The 22,002-nt window shown below is 67.8% G+C and carries 35 protein-coding genes; all 35 read right to left on the bottom strand.

Annotated elements, in window-relative coordinates:
* Nucleotides 1-18 precede the first annotated feature (18 nt).
* The 35 genes from rpsK to rpsL all read right to left on the bottom strand — a co-directional run bounded on the left by rpsK (nt 19) and on the right by rpsL (nt 21,472).
* Nucleotides 19-426, bottom strand: a complete 408-nt coding sequence (gene rpsK / locus LNK82_RS09225; RefSeq protein WP_033436732.1) for a 30S ribosomal protein S11 — start codon at nt 424-426, stop codon at nt 19-21.
* A 37-nt stretch (nt 427-463) separates the two neighbouring features.
* Entirely contained in the window at nt 464-844 is a 381-nt protein-coding gene (gene rpsM / locus LNK82_RS09220; RefSeq protein ID WP_230566497.1) for a 30S ribosomal protein S13, read from the bottom strand.
* 222 nt (nt 845-1,066) lie between these two features.
* Nucleotides 1,067-1,180: a 50S ribosomal protein L36 gene (gene rpmJ / locus LNK82_RS09215; RefSeq protein WP_010148647.1), complete on the bottom strand. Its 114-nt coding sequence runs from the start codon at nt 1,178-1,180 to the stop codon at nt 1,067-1,069.
* Between the two features lie 53 nt (nt 1,181-1,233).
* Nucleotides 1,234-1,455 carry a translation initiation factor IF-1 gene (gene infA, locus LNK82_RS09210; RefSeq protein WP_005166804.1) on the bottom strand — a complete coding sequence of 74 codons (222 nt, stop codon included), beginning with the start codon at nt 1,453-1,455 and terminating at the stop codon, nt 1,234-1,236.
* 161 nt (nt 1,456-1,616) lie between these two features.
* Nucleotides 1,617-2,069: a DUF1707 SHOCT-like domain-containing protein gene (locus LNK82_RS09205; protein WP_230566496.1), complete on the bottom strand. Its 453-nt coding sequence runs from the start codon at nt 2,067-2,069 to the stop codon at nt 1,617-1,619.
* A 41-nt stretch (nt 2,070-2,110) separates the two neighbouring features.
* Nucleotides 2,111-2,584 carry a DUF1707 SHOCT-like domain-containing protein gene (locus LNK82_RS09200; RefSeq protein WP_230566495.1) on the bottom strand — a complete coding sequence of 158 codons (474 nt, stop codon included), beginning with the start codon at nt 2,582-2,584 and terminating at the stop codon, nt 2,111-2,113.
* A gap of 826 nt (nt 2,585-3,410) precedes the next feature.
* Nucleotides 3,411-4,184, bottom strand: coding sequence for a type I methionyl aminopeptidase (gene map / locus LNK82_RS09195; RefSeq protein WP_230566494.1), 774 nt, complete (start codon nt 4,182-4,184; stop codon nt 3,411-3,413).
* Nucleotides 4,185-4,234: 50 nt separating this feature from the next.
* Nucleotides 4,235-4,786 carry an adenylate kinase gene (locus LNK82_RS09190; RefSeq protein ID WP_230566493.1) on the bottom strand — a complete coding sequence of 184 codons (552 nt, stop codon included), beginning with the start codon at nt 4,784-4,786 and terminating at the stop codon, nt 4,235-4,237.
* Complete coding sequence (secY, locus tag LNK82_RS09185) at nt 4,786-6,096, bottom strand: preprotein translocase subunit SecY (protein WP_230566492.1); 1,311 nt, start codon at nt 6,094-6,096, stop codon at nt 4,786-4,788. Before secY ends, LNK82_RS09190 begins: the two co-directional genes overlap by 1 nt.
* A gap of 254 nt (nt 6,097-6,350) precedes the next feature.
* Nucleotides 6,351-6,950 (bottom strand): LysE family translocator, encoded by a 600-nt coding sequence (locus tag LNK82_RS09180; protein ID WP_230566491.1) that lies wholly within the window; start codon nt 6,948-6,950, stop codon nt 6,351-6,353.
* 185 nt (nt 6,951-7,135) lie between these two features.
* The gene (gene rplO / locus LNK82_RS09175) at nt 7,136-7,579 is read right to left on the bottom strand and encodes a 50S ribosomal protein L15 (protein WP_230566490.1); all 444 of its coding nucleotides are present in this window, start codon (nt 7,577-7,579) and stop codon (nt 7,136-7,138) included.
* Nucleotides 7,576-7,761, bottom strand: a complete 186-nt coding sequence (gene rpmD, locus LNK82_RS09170) for a 50S ribosomal protein L30 (protein WP_053715223.1) — start codon at nt 7,759-7,761, stop codon at nt 7,576-7,578. The genes rplO and rpmD overlap by 4 nt, the downstream gene beginning before the upstream one ends.
* 2 nt (nt 7,762-7,763) lie before the next feature.
* Entirely contained in the window at nt 7,764-8,369 is a 606-nt protein-coding gene (gene rpsE / locus LNK82_RS09165) for a 30S ribosomal protein S5 (RefSeq protein WP_037329520.1), read from the bottom strand.
* Nucleotides 8,370-8,403: 34 nt separating this feature from the next.
* Nucleotides 8,404-8,802, bottom strand: coding sequence for a 50S ribosomal protein L18 (gene rplR / locus LNK82_RS09160; RefSeq protein ID WP_230566489.1), 399 nt, complete (start codon nt 8,800-8,802; stop codon nt 8,404-8,406).
* Nucleotide 8,803: 1 nt separating this feature from the next.
* Entirely contained in the window at nt 8,804-9,343 is a 540-nt protein-coding gene (gene rplF / locus LNK82_RS09155) for a 50S ribosomal protein L6 (protein WP_053715225.1), read from the bottom strand.
* Nucleotides 9,344-9,360: 17 nt separating this feature from the next.
* Nucleotides 9,361-9,759 carry a 30S ribosomal protein S8 gene (gene rpsH / locus LNK82_RS09150; protein ID WP_033428586.1) on the bottom strand — a complete coding sequence of 133 codons (399 nt, stop codon included), beginning with the start codon at nt 9,757-9,759 and terminating at the stop codon, nt 9,361-9,363.
* 127 nt (nt 9,760-9,886) lie between these two features.
* A complete protein-coding gene (locus tag LNK82_RS09145) occupies nt 9,887-10,072 on the bottom strand; it encodes a type Z 30S ribosomal protein S14 (protein WP_033436724.1) in 186 nt (61 codons plus the stop codon).
* A gap of 2 nt (nt 10,073-10,074) precedes the next feature.
* Complete coding sequence (gene rplE / locus LNK82_RS09140) at nt 10,075-10,638, bottom strand: 50S ribosomal protein L5 (protein ID WP_123745278.1); 564 nt, start codon at nt 10,636-10,638, stop codon at nt 10,075-10,077.
* Nucleotides 10,638-10,952, bottom strand: coding sequence for a 50S ribosomal protein L24 (gene rplX / locus LNK82_RS09135; RefSeq protein ID WP_230566488.1), 315 nt, complete (start codon nt 10,950-10,952; stop codon nt 10,638-10,640). Before rplX ends, rplE begins: the two co-directional genes overlap by 1 nt.
* Before the next feature lie 2 nt (nt 10,953-10,954).
* Nucleotides 10,955-11,323: a 50S ribosomal protein L14 gene (gene rplN / locus LNK82_RS09130; protein WP_033436721.1), complete on the bottom strand. Its 369-nt coding sequence runs from the start codon at nt 11,321-11,323 to the stop codon at nt 10,955-10,957.
* A 67-nt stretch (nt 11,324-11,390) separates the two neighbouring features.
* Nucleotides 11,391-11,672: a 30S ribosomal protein S17 gene (rpsQ, locus tag LNK82_RS09125; RefSeq protein ID WP_230566487.1), complete on the bottom strand. Its 282-nt coding sequence runs from the start codon at nt 11,670-11,672 to the stop codon at nt 11,391-11,393.
* Nucleotides 11,669-11,917: a 50S ribosomal protein L29 gene (gene rpmC, locus LNK82_RS09120; RefSeq protein WP_033428581.1), complete on the bottom strand. Its 249-nt coding sequence runs from the start codon at nt 11,915-11,917 to the stop codon at nt 11,669-11,671. The genes rpsQ and rpmC overlap by 4 nt, the downstream gene beginning before the upstream one ends.
* Nucleotides 11,917-12,336 carry a 50S ribosomal protein L16 gene (rplP, locus tag LNK82_RS09115; protein ID WP_053715230.1) on the bottom strand — a complete coding sequence of 140 codons (420 nt, stop codon included), beginning with the start codon at nt 12,334-12,336 and terminating at the stop codon, nt 11,917-11,919. The genes rpmC and rplP overlap by 1 nt, the downstream gene beginning before the upstream one ends.
* A gap of 3 nt (nt 12,337-12,339) precedes the next feature.
* Nucleotides 12,340-13,158 carry a 30S ribosomal protein S3 gene (gene rpsC / locus LNK82_RS09110; protein WP_053715231.1) on the bottom strand — a complete coding sequence of 273 codons (819 nt, stop codon included), beginning with the start codon at nt 13,156-13,158 and terminating at the stop codon, nt 12,340-12,342.
* On the bottom strand, nt 13,158-13,574 hold the full coding sequence (gene rplV / locus LNK82_RS09105) for a 50S ribosomal protein L22 (protein ID WP_053715232.1): 417 nt from the start codon (nt 13,572-13,574) through the stop codon (nt 13,158-13,160). Before rplV ends, rpsC begins: the two co-directional genes overlap by 1 nt.
* 35 nt (nt 13,575-13,609) lie before the next feature.
* Nucleotides 13,610-13,891 (bottom strand): 30S ribosomal protein S19, encoded by a 282-nt coding sequence (gene rpsS, locus LNK82_RS09100; protein WP_033384221.1) that lies wholly within the window; start codon nt 13,889-13,891, stop codon nt 13,610-13,612.
* A gap of 18 nt (nt 13,892-13,909) precedes the next feature.
* Nucleotides 13,910-14,746: a 50S ribosomal protein L2 gene (gene rplB / locus LNK82_RS09095; protein ID WP_053715233.1), complete on the bottom strand. Its 837-nt coding sequence runs from the start codon at nt 14,744-14,746 to the stop codon at nt 13,910-13,912.
* 22 nt (nt 14,747-14,768) lie between these two features.
* Nucleotides 14,769-15,068: a 50S ribosomal protein L23 gene (gene rplW, locus LNK82_RS09090; RefSeq protein WP_053715234.1), complete on the bottom strand. Its 300-nt coding sequence runs from the start codon at nt 15,066-15,068 to the stop codon at nt 14,769-14,771.
* The gene (gene rplD, locus LNK82_RS09085) at nt 15,065-15,757 is read right to left on the bottom strand and encodes a 50S ribosomal protein L4 (protein ID WP_230566486.1); all 693 of its coding nucleotides are present in this window, start codon (nt 15,755-15,757) and stop codon (nt 15,065-15,067) included. The genes rplW and rplD overlap by 4 nt, the downstream gene beginning before the upstream one ends.
* Nucleotides 15,758-15,759: 2 nt before the next feature.
* Entirely contained in the window at nt 15,760-16,410 is a 651-nt protein-coding gene (rplC, locus tag LNK82_RS09080; RefSeq protein ID WP_230566485.1) for a 50S ribosomal protein L3, read from the bottom strand.
* 52 nt (nt 16,411-16,462) lie between these two features.
* A complete protein-coding gene (gene rpsJ, locus LNK82_RS09075; RefSeq protein WP_003938093.1) occupies nt 16,463-16,768 on the bottom strand; it encodes a 30S ribosomal protein S10 in 306 nt (101 codons plus the stop codon).
* Nucleotides 16,769-17,094: 326 nt separating this feature from the next.
* On the bottom strand, nt 17,095-18,288 hold the full coding sequence (gene tuf / locus LNK82_RS09070) for an elongation factor Tu (RefSeq protein ID WP_230566484.1): 1,194 nt from the start codon (nt 18,286-18,288) through the stop codon (nt 17,095-17,097).
* A gap of 139 nt (nt 18,289-18,427) precedes the next feature.
* The gene (gene fusA / locus LNK82_RS09065; protein WP_230566483.1) at nt 18,428-20,530 is read right to left on the bottom strand and encodes an elongation factor G; all 2,103 of its coding nucleotides are present in this window, start codon (nt 20,528-20,530) and stop codon (nt 18,428-18,430) included.
* Nucleotides 20,531-20,627: 97 nt separating this feature from the next.
* A complete protein-coding gene (gene rpsG, locus LNK82_RS09060) occupies nt 20,628-21,098 on the bottom strand; it encodes a 30S ribosomal protein S7 (protein WP_053715239.1) in 471 nt (156 codons plus the stop codon).
* Nucleotides 21,098-21,472: a 30S ribosomal protein S12 gene (gene rpsL, locus LNK82_RS09055; protein ID WP_030473471.1), complete on the bottom strand. Its 375-nt coding sequence runs from the start codon at nt 21,470-21,472 to the stop codon at nt 21,098-21,100. The genes rpsG and rpsL overlap by 1 nt, the downstream gene beginning before the upstream one ends.
* Between the last annotated feature and the right edge of the window lie 530 nt (nt 21,473-22,002).

Here is a 22,002-nt window from a genome sequence, read left to right as displayed (position 1 = left end):
CTTACTCCTCCCCGTGCCTCAGACCCGGCGCCGCTTGGGCGGGCGGCAGCCGTTGTGGGGCTGCGGGGTCACGTCCTGGATGGTGCCGACCTCGAGGCCGGCGGCCTGCAGCGAACGGATCGCGGTCTCCCGGCCGGAGCCGGGACCCTTCACGAACACGTCCACCTTGCGCATGCCGTGCTCGGCGGCCTTGCGGGCGGCGTTCTCGGCGGCCATCTGCGCGGCGAACGGCGTGGACTTGCGGGAGCCCTTGAAGCCGACGTGGCCAGCGGACGCCCAGCTGATCACGTTGCCCATCGGGTCCGTGATGGACACGATGGTGTTGTTGAACGTGCTCTTGATGTGCGCCTGGCCGTGCGAGACGTTCTTCTTTTCCTTGCGCCGGACCTTCTTGACCCCGGCGCCCGTACGGGACTTGGGTGGCATGTCTGGGTGAACTCCTACTTGCTAGAGACGCGAGGTCTTACTTCTTTCCGGCCTTCTTCTTGCCGGCGACGGTCTTCTTCGGACCCTTACGAGTGCGCGCGTTCGTCTTGGTGCGCTGCCCGCGGACGGGCAGGTTCCGACGGTGGCGCAGCCCCTCGTAGCAGCCGATTTCCATCTTCCGGCGGATGTCGGCCTGAACCTCGCGGCGGAGGTCACCCTCGACCTTGAAGTGGTTCTCGATGTAGTCCCGCAGCTTCGCCAGGTCGTCGTCACCGAGGTCCTTCACCCGGATGTCCGGGGAGATCTCGGTGGCGGTCAGCAGCTCCTTCGAGCGCGTCCGACCGATGCCGAAGATGTAGGTGAGCGCGATCTCCAACCGCTTTTCGCGGGGGAGGTCGACGCCAGCGAGTCGTGCCATACGGCGCTTGCTCCTAACAGTGGTGTCGCTCCAGGTCTGCTCCTCGCCCGATCCCGGGACTGACTCGCTGTGTCAGTTCCGGTCGCTCTCGCGACCGGTGTCCCGGCCCCGGCCTGGAGTCCGGGGGTGTGCCGCGCGCGGTGCTCGTTGCGCGGCAGGTGCGAGGAGGCTTACTCGTGGTCGCGTCCGGTGAAGACTCGACTCGTGCTGGTCGTGCTCCGCTCAGCCCTGGCGCTGCTTGTGGCGCAGGTTCTCGCAGATCACCATGACCCGACCGTGGCGGCGGATCACCTTGCACTTGTCGCAGATCTTCTTGACGCTCGGCTGGACCTTCACGCCTGAGCTTCTCCTGCGTCAGCCGACGCGCCCGTGCTGGGGCGCGTCGGAGGTCACTTGTAGCGGTAGACGATGCGCCCGCGGGACAGGTCGTAGGGCGAGAGCTCCACGACAACCCGGTCCTCAGGGAGGATGCGGATGTAGTGCTGACGCATCTTGCCGCTGATGTGTGCCAGGACCTTGTGACCGTTCTCCAACTCGACGCGGAACATCGCGTTGGGGAGCGGCTCGACTACGCGGCCCTCGACCTCAATGGCCCCGTCCTTCTTGCCCATGTCCTCCGCGTTTCGTGACGGTGGGTGTTACTTCTGGAGTGCGGGCACGCGGCACCCCGACTCCTCCAGGCCCTTGCGAACCCTGGCCACCCTCGGGGAAGAGATCCCCGGGCATGGCGGAACCGGCGCGACGTGTGCGCCACCTGTCCATAGTACGCGGGTCAGCTCGAACGCCCAAATCGGGCCAGGTGGCCGGCCAGCAGGACCAGGCCCCACGGTCCCGCGACCCAGATCCACCAGGGGTGGAGCGCCTCGCCCACGGAGAGGCTGATGACGCCCCAGATGAGGAAGTTGACGGAGCTCGCGGCGAACCAGGCGCCGGACATGACCTTGGCCGCCGTGCCCGTTCGGCTTCGGGCCGGCGGTGGTGACGGTGGTGGTGCGTGGGGCGCGTGAAGGGCGTCGCGCGGGAGGTCCGCGGTGAGCGGGGCGAGGTCGGCGTACGTGCGGGCCTGGTAGGCGGCGCGGGTGCGCTCGTCGAACTCGGCCAGGGTCAGCCTGCCCTCGGCGTGGGCTCGGGACAGCTCCTCGGCGACGGCGGCGCGGTCGTTGTCCGCCGCCCGGAAGGACCCGGCGGTCTCGAAGGGCCCGAAGGACTCGAAGGGCTTGCTCACGTCGCCACCTCCCGGTCCGTCGGCGTGTAACCGTAACGACGTTACCGTTGCGGGTCCGTGCTCCACCACAGGACCCCCAGCACGGCGCCCGGCGGCACCGCGACCCAGAGGAACCACGGGTGCACCAGGCCCTCGCCACCCAGGAGGCTCACGAGCAGCCAGAGGGCGAAGTTCAGGACGCTGACGCTCAGCCAGATCGTGCCGAGCACCTTCAGCGCCTTGCGCCCACCTCCCGTTTTCACCGGTTTGGGTGCCGGCAGCAGCGGTGTGGGCAGCAGCGGTGGCGGCACGACCGGGGTCGGTGACTGGGCGGACGCGTGTGCCACGTTCGGCAGGTCGATGGTGAGGGCGGCCAGTTCGCCCCTGGTCTTGGCCTCCCAGGTGCGCACCACGCGGGCGTCGAACTCGGCGAGGTCGAGGCTGCCGTCGGCGTGCGCGCGGTGCAGCCACTGCTGGACCAGTTCGCGTTCGGCGTCGGAGGCCCGCATGTCCTCGGGCCGCACAGGCTGGGTCACGCCGTCAATCGTGGCGGGAAGGTCGGGGTCGGAACAGGGGGCTAGCCCCCGTTTGCCTGCCGCCGAACGGTAGATCGGCTGGGTGGGGGTGCCGGGGTGGGAACCTTCAGGACTCGAAAAGCTCAAAGGCCTTGAAAGCATGTCCTCGCCGGACGGGCAGATCAGCAGGATGACCCCTGGTTTGGCGGTCCTATGCCGGGTCCGTCGTTGGTCCGGGGCCCGTGTCAACCCACCGACCTCCCTCCGGGCTACCACACGTATCAAGGGGGCCGACATCAGTGAACGACCAGGCAGAGGACCCACAGCCCCCTTGACACGCGCGGTAGGGCAAAGCCAGGTCGGCGGGATGACACGAACCCCTCGTTTTGCAGAAAAGGCCGGCACCGAGCCCATGGTGACGCCGCTCCACACGACCCGCGCCAGGCCCGCCGCTCCCGTCCACTGACAGGCTCTTCCCGAAAAGAAGGGCTTCGTGTCATCCCGCCGACCTGGCAGAGCCCTACCGCACGGGTCAAGGGGGCACCTACCACCCCGACAGGAACACTGGGCTGGAACCGCCCCCTTGACGCGTGTGGTAGCCCGGAGGGAGGTCGGTGGGATGACACGAAACCCGGACCGACAACGGACCCGCAGCCTGACCGCTCTCCCCGTCATCCTGCTGATCTGCCCGTCCGGCGAGGACATGCTTTTCAAGCTTCTGATCTTTACGCCCTCGAACCCCTCGAACCCCTCAAGCCCTGGAACGCCAAACGCCGGTGGCCCCGAGTACGGGCCACCGGCGCAGGCAGGCGGTTCTACAGGATTTCAGTCAGCTACCCGGCCAGAGTCAGTCGTCCAGAGCCGTGAGCACCCAGGGCCCGTCGTCGGTGATGGCCACCGAGTGCTCCCAGTGCGCGGCCCGCGAACCATCAGCCGTGATGACGGTCCAGCCGTCGTCCAGCTCGACCGTCCGCTCGGTGCCGAGCGTGAGCATGGGCTCGATCGCGATCGCCATCCCCACCTTGAGGCGTGGCCCCTTGCCGGGCTTGCCGTGGTTCGGCAGGAACGGGTCCATGTGCATCTTCGTGCCGATGCCGTGGCCGCCGTAGCCCTCCACGATGCCGTACTCGATCCCGTGCTCCTCGCCGGCAAGGATGGTGGCCGACTCGATCGCGAAGGAGATGTCGCCGAGTCGCCCACCGGCGACCGCGGCCTCGATGCCGGCCAGCATCGACGCGCGGGTCGCCTCGGACAGCTTCAGCTCCGCGTCCGTCACCTCGCCGACCGGCAGGGTGATCGCCGAGTCGCCGTGCCAGCCGTCCAGGATGGCGCCGCAGTCGATCGAGATCAGGTCACCCTCGGCGAGCACCTGGGTCCGGCTGGGGATGCCGTGGACCACCTGCTCGTTCACCGAAGCGCAGATCGACGCGGGGAACCCGTGGTAGCCCTTGAACGACGGGATGGCGCCCGCGTCGCGGATGCTCTGCTCGGCCAGCTCGTCCAGCTCGCCCGTGCTGACGCCGGCCTTCGCGTGCGACGCCAGCAGGGCCAACGTGCGCGCCACGACCAGCCCGGCAGCCCTCATGGCTTCGAGCTGGCCGCGGCTCTTGATCTCGATCATGCGGTCCCGACCGGGGACGACCCGACGCAGCGCATCGACAAGTCCACCGCTCACTTCAGGTCGCGCAGCGCGCGGAGGGCGCGCTCGCTGATCTCGTCGACCTCGCCGACGGCGTCGATGCTCACGACGATGTCGGCGTAGTAGTCGAGCAGCGGCGCGGTCTCCGTCCGGTACACCTGCTGGCGGTGCCGGATCACGTCTTCCTTGTCGTCCGTGCGACCCCGGGCGAGCAGGCGCTCGACCACGACGTCCTCGTCGATCCGGAACTCCAGCACCGCGTCCAGCTTCTGGCCCTCGGCCGCCAGCATCCCGCCCAGCACACCGGCCTGGGCGGTGTTGCGCGGGAAGCCGTCGAGCAGGAAGCCGCCGGCGGCGTCCGGCTGCGAGAGCCGGACGCGCACCATCTCGTTGGTCACCTCGTCCGGCACCAACTCGCCCGCGTCCAGGTACTCCTGGACTTCCTTGCCCAGATCGGTCTGCTCGCTGATGTGGGCGCGGAACAGGTCCCCGGTGGAGATGTGCGGCACGCCGAGCTCGCGGCTGAGCGTTTTGGCCTGGGTGCCCTTGCCCGCACCGGGCGGGCCGACGAGAACGAGTCGCACTAGCGGAGGAACCCTTCGTAGTTGCGCTGCATGAGCTGGCTCTCGATCTGCTTCACGGTGTCGAGACCGACACCGACCATGATCAGCACCGCCGTGCCGCCGAACGGGAAGTTCTGGTTCTGGCCCTGACCGGTGAGGTCGAGGAACAGGTTCGGCAGGATGGCGACGATGCCCAGGTAGAGCGAGCCCGGCAGCGTGATCCGCCCCAACACGAAGCGGAGGTACTCGGCGGTGGGACGCCCCGGCCGGATGCCCGGGATGAACCCACCGAACTTCTTCATCTCGTCCGCGCGCTCGTCCGGGTTGAACGTGATGCCGACGTAGAAGTACGTGAAGAAGACGATCAGCAGGAAGTAGAGCGCGATGTGCACCGGGCTGGACTGGCTCACCAGGTGCGTCGCGACGAAGCTCTCCCACCAGTTCGGCGCCGCCCCGTCGGTGGACGCGGTCAGGCGCGAGATCAGGTCGGGCAGGTACAGCAGCGACGAGGCGAAGATGACCGGGATGACACCGGCCTGGTTCACCTTCAGCGGCAGGTAGGTCGACGTGCCGCCGTACATCCGGCGGCCGATCATCCGCTTCGCGTACTGGACCGGGATGCGGCGCTGCGCCTGCTCCACGTAGATGACGCTCGCGATGATCAGCAGGGCCGCGACGCAGACGAGGAAGAACGTCAGGCCACCGCGGTCGAGGATGATCTTGCCCTCGATCGGGATGCGCGCCGCGATGCCGGTGAAGATCAGCAGCGACATGCCGTTGCCGATCCCCTTCTCGGTGATGATCTCGCCGAGCCACATGATCACGCTGGTGCCGGCGGTCATCACGACCACGAGGACGACCAGGTTGAAGATGCTGTCATCGGGGATGACGGGCACTTCGCAGTTCTGGAACAGCTGCCCGCGCACGGCCAGGGCGATGATGCCCGTGGACTGCAGGACCGCCAGCGCGATGGTCAGGTAGCGGGTGTACTGGGTCAGCTTGCCCTGTCCCGCCTGGCCTTCCTTCTTCAGCTGCTCGAACCGCGGAATCACCACGGTGAGCAGCTGGATGATGATGCTCGCCGTGATGTACGGCATGATGCCGAGCGCGAAGATCGACAAGTTCAGCAGCGCGCCACCGCTGAACAGGTTGATCAGGGAGTAGATCCCCTGCTGGTCGACCGACTCGACACACTGTTTGACGTTCTTGAAGGAGACGCCCGGCGCGGGCATGGTGGCGCCCAACCGGTACACCACGACGATCCCCAGTGTGAAGAGGATCTTCTTGCGTAGGTCCGGCGTCGCGAGAGCCGAGCGGAATGCGCCGAGCACGCGAACCTCCATCAGCGTTGCCGCCCCACTGGGGTCGGCATCCTGCGGTGCCGGCTGTGTTGCCGGCACAGTCTTGCGGACATGCCGTCGACCCATCGCCGACGGTGGCGGAAGCGACGGATAGCCGCGACCGACCCGGAGGGCATCCGGGTTCAGCCCGCGACTTTAACAGTCGCTTGGCCGATCGCCGTAGTCAGTCTTCCCTCACACTTCGTACCCGATCGACTACGGTCGCCGGCAAGCCCCCGAATGGATCAAGTTCGGCTGGTCGCCAGCACCCCTGCCATGCCGAGCAGGACCGCCGCCGTGCCCCTGTCCAGCCGGGCCTTGGCACGCCTGGTCAGCCCCGCCTTGCGGATACCCGCGCCCAGCGCCACGTACGCCGTGCCCGCCAGCGCCTCCGCGGCCAGGTAGACCGCGCCGAGGGTCACCAGCTGCACCGGGATCGGGCCCCGCGCGGGGTCGACGAACTGGGGCACGAACGCGGTGAAGATCAGCAGCGCCTTGGGGTTGGTGATCGCCACCAGGAACTCCTTGCGCAGCGGGGTGCCGTTGCGGACCTGGCTCTCACCACCGGTCTCCTTGGTCGTCAGGATGCGCACGGCCAGGTAGACGAGGTAGGCGACGCCGGCCCACTTGATCACCGTCAGGGCGGTGTGGCCGGCGGCCAGGACGGGACCGAGCCCCGCGACGACCGCGCCGACCATCAGGGAGAAGGCCGCAAGGCGGCCCAGGAGCGCCACCACGGCCCGCAACGGCCCGTGGTGGACCCCGTGGTGCATGCCCAGGAGGTTGTTGGCGCCCGGGGTCAGTGCGACCAGCACCGAGGCGCCGAAGAAGACGGCGAGCCACATGGGTGCACGCTAACCCCGCCGCCAACCGGTTTTACGCCCTGCGCGAACAGCGTCTCATCAGCGTCGCGAGGGCCCTTCCCGCTCGGCGGGACGCCCCGCCCGGCGGCCGGCAACCGTCAAAAACCCGGGCACGCGAACGGCCCCGGAGCGGGAGGCTCCGGGGCCGTTCGGCAGTGCTTCGCGCGTCAGAGCACGGTGGTGGTGCCACCGGCGGCGGCGATCTTCTCGACCGCGCTGCCGGAGAACTTGTTCGCCACGACGTCGAGCTTGACGCCGTCCAGGTCACCGTTGCCGAGGACCTTCACGAGCTCGTTCTTGCGCACCAGGCCCGCGTGGATGAGTGCGTCCACGTCCACCCGACCGCCGTCCGGGAACACCCGGGCGATGTCGCCCACGTTCACGACCTGGTACTCGGTGCGGAACGGGTTGCGGAAGCCCTTCAGCTTCGGCAGGCGCATGTGCAGCGGCATCTGGCCACCCTCGAAGCGCGGGGAGACGTTCTTCCGCGCTCCGGTGCCCTTCGTGCCGCGACCGGCGGTCTTGCCCTTGGAGCCCTCACCGCGACCGACACGGGTCTTCGCGGTCTTGGCGCCGGGGGCCGGACGCAGGTCATGGATCTTGATGGTCACGACTGGACCTCCTCGACGACCACCAGGTGGCGCACGGTGTGGATCAAACCGCGCACCTGCGGCGTGTCCTCGCGGACCACCGACTGGCGGATCTTGCGCAGACCGAGGGTCCGGAGGGACTCGCGGTGGTTGCGCTTGGTACCGATGCTGCTCTTGACCTGCGTCACCTTGAGCTCAGCCATGGTCACACCGCCCCTGCGCGGGCGCGGAGCATGCCGGCGGGAGCCACGTCCTCCAGGGGCAGACCGCGACGGGCGGCCACCTCCTCGGGACGCTGGAGGCCCTTCAGGGCCGCCACGGTGGCGTGCACGATGTTGATGGCGTTGTCGGAGCCCAGCGACTTGCTCAGCACGTCGTGGACGCCGGCGCACTCCAGCACCGCGCGGACCGCGCCACCGGCGATGACACCGGTACCGGCCGAAGCCGGGCGGAGCAGCACCACACCGGCAGCCTTCTCGCCCTGGATCGGGTGAGGGATCGTGCCCGCGATGCGGGGGACGCGGAAGAAGTTCTTCTTCGCCTCCTCCACACCCTTGGCGATCGCCGCCGGAACTTCCTTGGCCTTGCCGTAGCCGACACCGACCATGCCGTCACCGTCGCCGACCACGACGAGCGCGGTGAAGCTGAAGCGACGACCACCCTTCACGACCTTGGAGACGCGGTTGATCGCAACCACGCGCTCCAGGTGCGGGGTCTTCTCCTGGGCCGCTCCGCCGCGGCCACCGTCACGGCGGTCGCGGCGCTCTCCGCGCTCGCCCCCGCCGCCTTCGCGACGCGTGCGTCCTGGCATCAGGCGTCCCTCTCAATTCGGTTCATGTGCATTGTCAGAACTCCAGCCCAGCCTCGCGAGCGGCATCGGCCAGAGCGGCGATCCGACCGTGGTAGGCGTTGCCGCCCCGGTCGAAGACCACCTTGCTGATCCCGGCGTCCTTGGCGCGGGCGGCGGCCAGCTGGCCGACCTTCGCCGCACGGGCCTTCTTGTCGCCGTCGATCGACCGGACGTCCGCCTCGACGGAGGACGCCGCCGCAAGGGTGTGGCCGGTGAGGTCGTCGATGATCTGCACGGTGATGTGCTTCGACGAACGGTGCACGACCAGGCGCGGGCGCTCCGCCGTGCCGCTGACCTTCTTGCGGAGACGGAAGTGACGGCGCGTCTTGGCGATGCGGCGAGTGGTCGAGATGTCCTTGCCGACCGTCTTCCGCTTGGTTGCAGTCTCGCTCATGTCACTTACCCGTCTTTCCGACCTTGCGGCGGATCTTCTCGCCCGCGTACCGCACGCCCTTGCCCTTGTACGGGTCGGGCTTGCGGAGCTTGCGGATGTTGGCGGCGACCTCGCCCACGAGCTGCTTGTCGATGCCGGCCACGGAGAACCGGGTCGGGGTCTCCACCGCGAAGGTGATGCCCTCGGGGGCCTCCACCTTCACCGGGTGGCTGTAGCCCAGCGCGAACTCCAGGTCGGAACCCTTCAGCGCCACGCGGTAACCGACGCCGTGGATTTCCATCTTCTTCTCGTAGCCCTGGGTCACGCCGACGACCATGTTCTGCACCAAGGTGCGCGACAGGCCGTGCAGCGAACGGCTGCGACGCTCGTCGTTCGGGCGCTTCACCTCGAGGGTGCCGTCGTCGGCCTTCTCGATGATGATCGGCTCAGCGATGTTGAGCGACAAGGTGCCCTTGGGCCCCTTCACGCTCACAGCCTGGCCATCGATGTTCACGTCGACCCCGGAGGGGACGGTGATCGGCAGTTTTCCGATGCGCGACATTGCCTAGTCCCCCTTCCTCACCAGACGTAGGCGAGGACTTCTCCGCCCACGCCCGACTTGTTGGCCTGGCGGTCGGTCATCAGACCGCCAGAGGTCGAAATGATCGCGACGCCCAGACCGCCCAGCACCTTCGGCAGGTTGGTCGACTTCGCGTACACGCGCAGGCCCGGCTTCGACACGCGGCGGAGGCCGGCGATGCTGCGCTCCCGGTTCGGGCCGTACTTCAGCTCGATAACCAGGTTCTTGGCCACGTCGCCCTGCTCATCGCGGTAGCTCGCGATGTAGCCCTCGCGCTTGAGGATCTCGGCGATGTTGGCCTTCAACTTCGAGTGCGGCATCACGACCTTGTCGTGGTAAGCCGAGTTCGCGTTCCGCAGACGCGTCAACATGTCTGCGATCGGGTCGGTCATCGTCATGGTGACCTGGTCAACCTTTCTCGCTGCGGTTCCCCAGCCAGGGTCCGAGCCGGCGTTGCGGCCGGCTGGTCGTGGACGGGCCTACAGCGAAGTGATGAGACTAGAAAAACCTGCCGCCGAGCCGGACTTACCAGCTGGACTTGTTCACACCGGGCAGCTCGCCCCGGTGCGCCATCTCGCGGAGGCAGATCCGGCACAGGCCGAACTTGCGGAACACCGAGTGCGGGCGACCGCAACGCTGGCAGCGGGTGTAACCCCGCACCTTGAACTTCGGCTTGGCCGCGGCCTTGTTGATCAGCGCCTTCTTGGCCATGATCAGTTCTCCTTGAACGGGAAGCCCAGGAGCTTCAGCAGCGCCCGGCCCTCTTCGTCGTTGGTCGCGGTCGTCACCACGGTGATGTCCATACCGCGGGGGCGGTCGATGGCGTCCGGGTCGATCTCGTGGAACATCGACTGCTCGTTGAGGCCGAACGTGTAGTTCCCGTTGCCGTCGAACTGCTTGCCCGACAGACCGCGGAAGTCGCGGATGCGGGGCAGCGCGATCGTCAGCAGGCGGTCCAGGAACTCCCACATGCGGTCGCCGCGCAGCGTGACGCGCGCGCCGATCGGCATGCCCTCGCGCAGCTTGAACTGCGCGATGGACTTGCGGGCCCGGCGGACCTCGGGCCGCTGGCCCGTGATGATCGACAGGTCCTTGACGGCGCCCTCGATCAGCTTGCCGTCGCGGGCGGCGTCGCCGACACCCATGTTGACGACGACCTTCACCACGCCCGGGATCTGCATGACGTTGGCGTACTCGAACTGCTCGCGCAGCGAGGCGACGATCTCCTCGCGGTAGCGGACCTTCAGCCGCGGCAGCGTCTTCTCAACGGTGGTCATCAGATGTCCTTCCCGTTACGACGGGAAATGCGGACCCGCTTGCCCTCGTCGTTCGTCCGGTAGCCCACACGGGTCGGCTTGCCGTCCGCGTCGACCACCATCACGTTGGACACGTGGATGGGGGCCTCCTGCGTCACGATGCCGCCCGACTGCGCGCCGCGCTCGGTCTGCGAGATCCGGGTGTGCTTCTTGATGCGGTTGACGCCCTCGACCAGGACGCGGCTCTCAGCGGGGTAGGCCTGGATGACCTTGCCGCGAGCGCCCTTGTCCTTGCCGGCGATTACGACGACCGTGTCGCCCTTCTTCACCTTCATGGTCAGAGCACCTCCGGCGCCAACGAGATGATCTTCATGAACTTCTTGTCGCGCAGCTCCCGACCGACCGGGCCGAAGATGCGGGTGCCCCGCGGCTCGTTGTCGTTCTTGATGAGCACCGCGGCGTTCTCGTCGAACCGGATGTAGGAGCCGTCGGGACGACGCTTCTCCTTCACGGTCCGGACGATGACCGCCTTGACGACGTCGCCCTTCTTGACGCCGGCACCCGGGATGGCCTGCTTCACCGTCGCGACGATGATGTCCCCGATGCCCGCGTAGCGGCGGCCCGAGCCACCGAGAACACGGATGCAGAGGATTTCCTTCGCACCGGTGTTGTCGGCGACGCGCAGCCGCGACTCCTGTTGGATCACTTACCTGCTCCTTGACCATTCCTGGCCCGCCAGATTTCCGACCTGACGGGCTCGGTCGTACGACTGGCTACTTGGCCTTCTCGAGGACCTGCACGAGGCGCCAGCGCTTGGTGGCCGACAGCGGCCGCGTCTCCATCAGCAGGACGCGGTCGCCGACGCCGGCGGTGTTCTGCTCGTCGTGCGCCTTCACCTTGGTGGTGGAGCGCATGACCTTCGAGTACCGGCGGTGCTTCTTGCGGTCCTCGACCGCCACCACGATCGTCTTGTCCATCTTGTCGGACACGACGTAGCCCTCGCGGACCTTGCGGTCGTTGCGAACCTCGGTAGTCACTTCGTTGTTCTCGCTCATGCCGCACCCTCACCAGTGGAAACCGCGTCGGGAGAGGCCGAGAGGCCCAGCTCCCGTTCCCGCATCACGGTGTAGATCCGGGCGATCTCGTGCCGGACCGTGCGCAGGCGGCGGTTGTTGTCGAGCTGCCCGGTGGCCATCTGGAAGCGGAGGTTGAACAGCTCCTCCTTCGCCTCCCTCAGGCGCAGCACGAGCTCTTCCTCGGTGAGCTCACGCAGCTCGGAAGCGGTGGTACCCGCTGCCATCAGAACTCACCACCCTCACGCGTAACGATGCGGCACTTCATCGGGAGCTTGTGGATCGCGCGACGCAGCGCCTCGCGGGCCACAGCCTCGTTCGGGAAGCTCATCTCGAAGAGCACCCGACCCGGCTTGATGTTGGCCACCCACCACTCCGGCGAGCCCTTGCCGGAACCCATGCGGGTCTCGGCGGGCTTCTTGGTCAGCGGGCGGTCCGGGAAGATGTTGATCCAGACCTTGCCACCACGGCGGATGTGCCGGGTGATCGCGATACGAGCCGACTCGATCTGCCGGTTGGTCACGTAGGCGGGCTCCAGAGCCTGGATGCCGTACTCGCCGAAGGTGACCCTCGTGCCGCCCTTGGCAGCACCGGACCGTCCGGGGTGGTGCTGCTTGCGGTGCTTAACCCTGCGCGGGATGAGCACGACTCAGCCCTCCGTCTTCTCTTCGGTCGGCGCGGCGGCCTGGTCGCCCGCAGCGGCCCGGCCGGCCTCGGTGCTCGTCGCGGTGGTGCCGCTGGCGCCGGAACGACGCGCCCGGTTCGGGCGGTCGGCGCGGTCGCGGCGCGGTGCGCGGTCGGCCGCCGGAGCGGCGTCACGCTCGCGCTTGGCGCTGATGCCACCGACGATGTCGCCCTTGTAGATCCACACCTTCACGCCGATGCGGCCGAACGTGGTGCGGGCCTCGAAGAAGCCGTAGTCGATGTCGGCGCGCAGCGTGTGCAGCGGAACCCGGCCATCGCGGTAGTGCTCGGAGCGGGACATCTCGGCACCGCCGAGACGGCCGCCGCACTGCACGCGGATGCCCTTCACCTGGGGCGAGCGCATGGCCGACTGGATGGCCTTGCGCATCGCGCGGCGGAACGCCACGCGGTTGGACAGCTGCTCGGCCACGCCCTGCGCGACCAGCTGGGCGTCCGACTCCGGGCTCTTCACCTCGAGGATGTTGAGCTGCACCTGCTTCTTGGTGAGCTTCTCCAGCTCACCGCGGATGCGGTCGGCCTCGGCGCCGCGGCGGCCGATGACGATGCCCGGCCGGGCGGTGTGGATGTCGACGCGGACCCGGTCACGGGTGCGCTCGATCTCCACCTTCGAGATGCCGGCCCGCTCCATGCCCTTGGAGAGCAGCTTGCGGATCTTGACGTCCTCCGCCACGTACTCCGCGTACTGCTTGTCGGCGTACCAGCGGGACTTCCAGTCCGTGGTGATACCAAGTCGGAAGCCGTGCGGGTTGATTTTCTGGCCCACTACCGAGCCCCCTTCCTGTCAGCGCCGGCCTTCGCGCTGGTCTTCTTCGGACGGCTCTCCACCTCGACGGTGATGTGGCTCGTCCGCTTGCGGATCCGGTAGGCGCGGCCCTGGGCGCGCGGGCGGAACCGCTTGAGGGTCGGGCCCTCGTCCACGTAGACCTTCGACACCCAGAGGGTGTCGGGGTCGAGGGACAGGTTGTTCTCGGCGTTGGCCACGGCGCTCTGCAGCACCTTGCGGACCGGCTCAGATGCCGCCTGCGGCGCGAACTGGAGCACGGCCAGGGCCTCGCTGGCGCTACGACCCCTGATGAGCTCGACGACGCGACGCACCTTCATGGGCGTGTCACGGACGTAGCGAGCCCGAGCCACGGCGCGCGGGAACTCCGGCGCTTCGGCTTCGTTACGGGCGTTCATCGCTGCTTCCCCTTGCTCTTCCTCTAGTTCGTCGCCTAGCGACGGCGCGACTTCCGGTCGTCCTTGATGTGGCCCTTGAACGTGCGGGTCGGGGCGAACTCGCCGAGCTTGTGCCCGACCATCGCCTCCGAGACGAACACCGGCACGTGCTTGCGGCCGTCGTGCACCGCGATCGTGTGGCCCAACATGTCGGGGATGATCGTCGACCGGCGGGACCAGGTCTTGATGACGGTCTTCTTGCCCGATTCGTTGAGGGCGTCCACCTTCTTGAGCAGGTGGTCGTCCACGAAGGGGCCCTTCTTAAGGCTGCGAGGCATCCTTCACTCCCTCCCTGCTCAGCGCTTCTTACCGGTGCGACGACGCCGGACGATGAGCTTGTCGCTTGGCTTGTTGCGGCGGCGGGTGCGACCCTCGGGCTTGCCCGCCGGGTTCACCGGGTGGCGACCACCGGAGGTCTTGCCCTCACCACCACCGTGGGGGTGGTCGACCGGGTTCATCGCGACACCACGCACCGTGGGCTTGCGGCCCTTCCAGCGCATGCGGCCGGCCTTGCCCCAGTTGATGTTCTGGTGCTCGGCGTTGCCGACCTCGCCGACCGTGGCGCGGCACCGGACGTCCACGTTGCGGATCTCGCCCGAGGGCATCCGCAGCTGGGCGTAGGGGCCGTCCTTGGCGACGAGCTGCACGCTCGCGCCCGCGGACCGGGCGATCTTCGCGCCGCCGCCGGGGCGGAGCTCGATCGCGTGGATCACGGTGCCGACCGGGATGTTGCGCAGCGGCAGGTTGTTGCCCGGCTTGATGTCAGCCTTCGGGCCGTTCTCCACCATGTCGCCCTGCTGCAGCTTCGACGGGGCGATGATGTAGCGCTTCTCGCCGTCGAGGTAGTGCAGCAGCGCGATGCGCGCGGTGCGGTTGGGGTCGTACTCGATGTGAGCGACCTTGGCCGGCACGCCGTCCTTGTCGGTGCGGCGGAAGTCGATGAGGCGGTACGCCCGCTTGTGGCCGCCGCCCTTGTGCCGCGTCGTGATCTTGCCCGACGCGTTGCGGCCACCGCGGCCGTGCAGCGGGCGGATCAGCGACTTCTCCGGCGTCGTCCGAGTGATCTCGGCGAAGTCGGAGACGCTCGCACCGCGACGACCGGGGGTCGTCGGCTTGTACTTGCGAATGCCCATCTCTACGCAGTCCTCGTCGTCATCAGGCGGCCGGGCCGCCGAAGATCTCGATCGGCTTGCTCTCGGCGGACAGCGTCACGATGGCGCGCTTGGTGTCCTTGCGCTTGCCATAACCGGTCCGGGTCCGCTTGCGCTTGCCCTGGCGGTTGAGCGTGTTGACGCTGACGACCTTGACGCCGAAGACCTTCTCCACGGCAATCTTGATCTGGGTCTTGTTCGAGCCGGGAGCCACCACGAAGGTGTACTTGTTCTCCTCGAGCAGCCCGTAGGACTTCTCGGAGATGACCGGCGCGAGCAGGATGTCCCGGTGGTCGGGGATCACTTCGCGGCCTCCTCGTCACCCTCGGTGGACGTCGCGGTCGCCTCGGCGGAGCCCTGCCCGTGCTGGGCCTTGCTCGCCAGGAACACGTCGAGCGCGTCCTTGGTGAACACCACGTCGTCGTTGACCAGCACGTCGTAGGTGTTGAGCTGGTCCGGCGCGATGATGTGCACGTGCGGCAGGTTGCGCAGGCTGACCCACGAAACCTCGTCGGTGCGCAGCAGCACGGCCAGCACGCGGCGGGCCTCGGTCACCGACTCCAGCACCTTGCGGGCGGCCTTGGTCGACGGCGTGTCGCCCTCGACGAAGCTCGTCACCACGTGCACCTGCTCGGCGCGCGCCCGGTCGGAGAGGGCGCCACGCAGGGCAGCGGCCTTCATCTTCTTGGGGGTGCGCTGGCTGTAGTCACGCGGCTGCGGGCCGTGGACGACGCCACCACCGGCGAACTGCGGCGCGCGGGTCGAGCCCTGACGGGCGCGGCCGGTGCCCTTCTGCCGGTACGGCTTCTTGCCACCACCGCGGACTTCGCCGCGGGTCTTCGTGGCGTGCGTGCCCTGGCGAGCCGCAGCCAACTGGGCCACGACCACCTGGTGCAGCAGGGCCACGTTCGCCTGCGCGTCGAAGATCGCGGCAGGCAGCTCGACGGAGCCGTCGGCCTTGCCCGCCGGGGTGCGGATCTCAACGGAAGTCATGATCAGGCACCACCCTTCGCAGCGGTCTTGATGAACACGGTGCCGCCCTTGGGACCGGGCACGGCGCCCTTGATGAGCAGGAGGCCGGACTCGGCGTCCACGCGGTGCACCTTGAGGTTCTGGGTGGTCACCCGCACGTTGCCCATCCGACCCGCCATCCGCAGGCCCTTGAACACGCGGCCGGGCGTGGCGCAGCCGCCGATGGAACCCGGCGAGCGGTGCTTGCGCTGCGTGCCGTGGCTGGCGCCGAGGCCCTTGAACCCGTGGCGCTTCATGACACCCGCGGTGCCCTTGCCCTTGCTGGTGCCGACCACGTCGACCACCACGCCGGCCTCGAAGACCTCGGCGGTGATTTCCTGGCCGACCGTGTACTCGGCCGCATCCGTGGTGCGCAGCTCCGCCAGGTGGCGGCGGGGCGTGACGCCCGCCTTGGCGTAGTGGCCCGCGACGGGCTTGTTGACCTTGCGCGGGTCGATCGCGCCGAAGGCCAGCTGCACGGCCGAGTAGCCGTCGATTTCCTGGGTCCGAACCTGGGTGACCACGTTCGGCTCGGCCTTGACGACGGTGACCGGAACGATCCGGTTGTTCTCGTCGAAGACCTGAGTCATGCCGAGCTTGGTGCCCAGGAGGCCCTTAACCTGCCTGTCAGACATGGGTCTCGTTACTCTCCGCCCCAAATGGGATCAACACTGCCGCGTCCAACGCTTACTGGATGTTGACGTCGACGCTCGCCGGCAGGTCGATGCGCATGAGCGCGTCCACCGTCTTCGGCGTCGGGTCGAGGATGTCGATCAGACGCTTGTGCGTGCGCATCTCGAAGTGCTCGCGCGAGTCCTTGTACTTGTGCGGCGAGCGGATGACGCAGTAAACGTTCTTCTCAGTGGGCAGCGGCACAGGCCCGACGACCCGAGCGCCGGTGCGCGTCACGGTCTCGACGATCTTGCGCGCGGACGCGTCGATCGCCTCGTGGTCGTAGGCCTTGAGCCGGATGCGGATCTTCTGTCCCGCCATGATGGCTTGCCGTTCCTCTGCTTCTAGTACCGCTGCGGTGCGGGCACCTTGCACGAGGTCACGGGACCTCCGGCGCGCTCCGCCCCCTATTCAGGATTGACACCGAGCGGTGTCACGGTGCCCGGTCCACGCGGTCGGGCGTGTCGCGCCCCAACGCACAGACCGGTCCCACTGATGAAACCTGTGGGATTGTCTTGCTCGATCAAACCCCACTCGTGACGGGGCGGCCGAGTCCAGACTCGAACCGGCCGCCCCGACGAGCAACCCGTCAATGGTCGCACACGCGGGTGCGCAGACCAAATCGGGGGGTGAGAATTAGAGCCAGGTCACTTGATGATCTTGGTGACCGAGCCCGCGCCGACGGTGCGGCCACCCTCGCGGATGGCGAACCGCAGGCCCTCGTCCATGGCGATCGGCTGGATCAGCTTCACGGTCATCGACGTGGTGTCGCCCGGCATGACCATCTCGGTGCCCTCGGGGAGGGTCACGACGCCGGTCACGTCCGTGGTGCGGAAGTAGAACTGCGGGCGGTAGTTGTTGAAGAACGGCGTGTGGCGGCCACCCTCGTCCTTCGACAGGATGTAGACCTGCGCCTCGAACTCGGTGTGCGGGGTGGTGGTGCCCGGCTTCACGATCACCATGCCGCGCTCCACCTCCTCGCGCTTGATGCCGCGGAGCAGCAGCGCGGCGTTGTCGCCCGCGCGGCCCTCGTCGAGGAACTTCTTGAACATCTCGATCGAGGTGACCGTCGTCTTCTTCGAGGTCTCCTTGATGCCGACGATCTCGACCTCTTCGTTGACCTTGATGATGCCGCGCTCGATGCGGCCGGTCACCACGGTGCCACGACCGGTGATGGTGAACACGTCCTCGACCGGCATCAGGAACGGCCGGTCGACCTCGCGCTCGGGCTCCGGGATGTTCTCGTCCACGGCGTCCATCAGGCCGATGAGCTTCTCGCCCCACTCGGCGTCGCCCTCCAGCGCCTTCAGCGCGGAGACGCGGACGACCGGCAGGTCGTCACCGGGGAACTCGTACTCGGAGAGCAGCTCGCGGACCTCGAGCTCGACGAGCTCCAGGATCTCCTCGTCGTCCACCATGTCGGCCTTGTTCAGGGCCACCACGATGTAGGGCACACCGACCTGGCGGGCCAGGAGGACGTGCTCCTTGGTCTGCGGCATCGGGCCGTCGGTCGCCGCGACCACCAGGATGGCGCCGTCCATCTGCGCCGCACCGGTGATCATGTTCTTGATGTAGTCGGCGTGACCGGGGCAGTCGACGTGCGCGTAGTGGCGCTTGTCGGTCTGGTACTCGATGTGCGCGATCGAGATCGTGATGCCGCGCTGCTTCTCCTCCGGCGCCTTGTCGATCTGGTCGAACGGCGTGAAGGGGTTCAGGTCCGGGTACTTGTCGTGCAGGACCTTGGAGATCGCAGCCGTCAGCGTCGTCTTACCGTGGTCGATGTGACCGATGGTGCCGATGTTGACGTGCGGCTTCGTCCGCTCGAACTTCGCCTTCGCCACTGGAATGTCCTCCTGGACTTCTATTGCTCGGCCCGGCGGGTGGGTTCCCACCCGCCGGACTTCACGTCAGGGTCGGTTGTGCGGACCCCGGGGCATCCCCCCGGAGAGCCCGCGTGGTGCTGCGGTGCTCCGGTTGGGGTTACTCGCCCGTAGCCTTCGCGATGATCTCCTTCGCCACGTTCGCGGGAACCTCGGCGTAGGAGTCAAAGGTCATCGAGTAGTTCGCGCGACCCTGGGTCCTGGACCGCAGGTCGCCGACGTACCCGAACATCTCCGACAGCGGGACCAGTGCCTTGACGACACGGGCGCCGCTGCGCTCCTCCATGGCCTGGATCTGGCCACGGCGGGAGTTCAAGTCGCCGATCACGTCGCCCATGTAGTCCTCGGGCGTGGTGACCTCGACCGCCATCAACGGCTCGAGGATCGCCGGGCTCGCCTGGCGAGCGGCTTCCTTGAGCGCCATGGAGCCCGCGATCTTGAACGCCATCTCCGAGGAGTCGACCTCGTGGTAGGCGCCGTCGACCAGCGTCAGCTTGACGCCCACCAGCGGGTAACCCGCCAGCACGCCGTACTGCATCGCGTCCTGGGCGCCCGCGTCCACCGACGGGATGTACTCCCGGGGGATGCGACCACCGGTGACCGCGTTGACGAACTCGTAGAGAGCGCCGTCCTCGGTCTTCTCCAGCGGCTCCAGGTCGATGAGGACCTTCGCGAACTGGCCGGAACCACCGGTCTGCTTCTTGTGGGTGTAGGAGTACTTCTCCACCTTGCGGCGGATCGTCTCCCGGTACGCCACCTGCGGCTTGCCGATGTTGGCCTCGACCTTGAACTCGCGGCGCATGCGGTCCACCAGGATGTCCAGGTGGAGCTCGCCCATGCCGGCGATGATCGTCTGGCCGGTCTCCTGGTCCAGGTTGACCCGGAACGTCGGGTCCTCCTCGGCCAGCTTCTGGATCGCGGTGCCCAGCTTCTCCTGGTCGGCCTTCGTCTTCGGCTCGATCGCCACCTGGATGACCGGCTCGGGGAAGGTCATCGACTCCAGCACGATGGGCGCCTGCGGGTCGCAGAGCGTCTCACCGGTGGTGGTGTCCTTCAGGCCGATGACGGCGTAGATGTGGCCCGCCATGGCCTCTTCGACCGGGTTCTCCTTGTTGGCGTGCATCTGGAAGATCTTCCCGATGCGCTCCTTGCGGTCCTTGGTCGAGTTGATGACCTGGGTGCCGGAGGCCACCTTGCCCGAGTAGACCCGGATGTAGGTGAGCTTGCCGAAGAACGGGTGCGCGGCGATCTTGAACGCGAGCGCGGCGAACGGCTCGTCGGTCTTCGGCGCGCGGAAGGCCGGCGTCTCGCCGTCCTGCAGCGTGCCCTCGACCGGCGGGAGGTCCAGCGGGGCCGGCAGGTAGTCGATCACCGCGTCGAGCATGGGCTGGACGCCCTTGTTCTTGAACGCCGAGCCGCACAGCACCGGGTACCCGGCGCGGTTCTTGACGATCGCGCGGATGCCCGTCTTGATCTGCTCGACGGTCAGTTCCTCGCCCGCGAGGTAGGACTCCATCAGGTCGTCGTCGGTCTCGGCGACGGCCTCGATCAGCTGCTCGCGGTACTCGGCGGCCTTCTCGGCGAGGTCGGCCGGGATCTCCTCGACCGTGTAGTCCTCGCCCTTCTGGACCTCTCCGCGCCAGGTCAGCGCGCGCATCTCGACCAGGTCGATCACGCCGATGAAGTCGCTCTCCGACCCGATCGGGAGCTGGATCGGCAGCGGCTTCGCGCCGAGGCGCTCCTGGATGGTGCGGACGGTGAAGTAGAAGTCCGCGCCGAGCTTGTCCATCTTGTTGACGAAGCAGATGCGCGGGACGTCGTACTTGGTCGCCTGGCGCCAGACCTGCTCGGACTGGGGCTCGACGCCTTCCTTGCCGTCGAACACGGCAACGGCACCGTCGAGGACGCGGAGGTTGCGCTCCACCTCGACGGTGAAGTCGACGTGGCCCGGCGTGTCGATGATGTTGATCTGGTGGTTCTTCCAGAAGCAGGTCGTCGCGGCCGACGTGATCGTGATGCCGCGCTCCTGCTCCTGCTCCATCCAGTCCATCACCGCGGCGCCGTCGTGGACCTCGCCGATCTTGTAGCTGATCCCGGTGTAGAACAGGATCCGCTCGGTCGTCGTGGTCTTGCCCGCGTCGATGTGGGCCATGATCCCGATGTTGCGGACCTTGGCCAGGTCGGTGAGCACGTCCTGTGCCACGGGTGTCTTCCCCTGTCTTGAGCTAGCTGGTAGCAGGCTCACTAGGGCCGGGAGGCGCTCGGCGGGGCTGCTCGGGGCTGCCCCACCGGGCGGCACGTCACCAGCGGTAGTGGGCGAAGGCCTTGTTCGACTCGGCCATCTTGTGCGTGTCCTCGCGGCGCTTGACGCTCGCGCCCAGGCCGTTGCTCGCGTCGAGCAGCTCGTTCATCAGGCGCTCGATCATGGTCTTCTCGCGGCGCTGCCGGGAGAAGGTGATCAGCCAGCGCAGCGCGAGCGTGGTCGAGCGGCCCGGCTTCACCTCGACCGGCACCTGGTAGGTGGCGCCACCGACGCGGCGGGACTTCACCTCGAGGGCGGGCTTGACGTTGTCCAGGGCGCGCTTGAGCGTGACCACCGGGTCGGTGCCCGTCTTGTCGCGGGCGCCTTCGAGGGCGCCGTACACGATCCGCTCGGCCACGGAGCGCTTGCCGTCGACCAGCACCTTGTTGATGAGCTGGGTCACCAGCGGAGAGCTGTAGACCGGGTCGGAGATCAGCGGCCGCTTCGGGGCCGGTCCCTTGCGGGGCATCAGCTCTTCTCCTTCTTCGCGCCGTACCGGCTGCGAGCCTGCTTGCGGTTCTTCACGCCCTGCGTGTCGAGCGAACCGCGAATGATCTTGTAGCGGACACCGGGGAGGTCCTTCACACGACCGCCGCGCACGAGCACCATCGAGTGCTCCTGCAGGTTGTGGCCCTCACCGGGGATGTAAGCCGTGACCTCGATACCGCTCGTGAGCTTCACGCGGGCGACCTTGCGCAGCGCCGAGTTCGGCTTCTTGGGCGTGGTCGTGTAGACGCGGGTGCACACACCGCGCCGCTGCGGGCTGCCCTTGAGCGCCGCGGTCTTCTGCTTGGCGACCTTGTCCTGCCGGCCCTTGCGGACCAGCTGCTGGATCGTTGGCATACGCCGGCTGCTTCTTCCCTTTACGTGCCCGCCGCGTGGGCGACGAGCCCTGTTTACTTGGTCCCTCTCTGCACCCGAGGTCGGGCGTGTCGCCGCTCTCGGCGGTGCCGAAAGTGCTACACAGCGCCCCAGGTCCGCAGGCGACATCCCAGGATGCCCCTACGCGTGGAGGTCACCGCGGCCGGCTTTCCAGCACCACTGGCGCGTAGGCACGCGGAGCGGCCCGACATGGGTCGGGCACGAGTACCAAAGATACCCCGCCTGGTTCCCACGGGTCAAAACGGATCCGCTGCCGCGCCCGACCGAGCGGAGCGGCGCCGCGTGCCGATCAAGTCCGCGGGTTGATTTGTGACGGTCGTCGCAACCGTTCGCTCGGAGGACCGGCCGCAGAACCGAGGAGCGACTCACCGGTTATCACAACATGAATACGAGGAACGCGCAGGTCGACGTGACCGCCCATTCACTCGGACGAGTGGGAGTGCGGTCACGTCGACCACGGCCGGCGCCCGGCCGGGCGCCGGGCCCACAGG

The sequence above is a fragment of the Saccharothrix luteola genome, assembly GCF_020859565.1.
In the GTDB taxonomy this organism is placed as follows: Bacteria; Actinomycetota; Actinomycetes; order Mycobacteriales; family Pseudonocardiaceae; genus Actinosynnema; species Actinosynnema luteola.
This window is presented reverse-complemented; position numbering and strand designations above follow the sequence as displayed.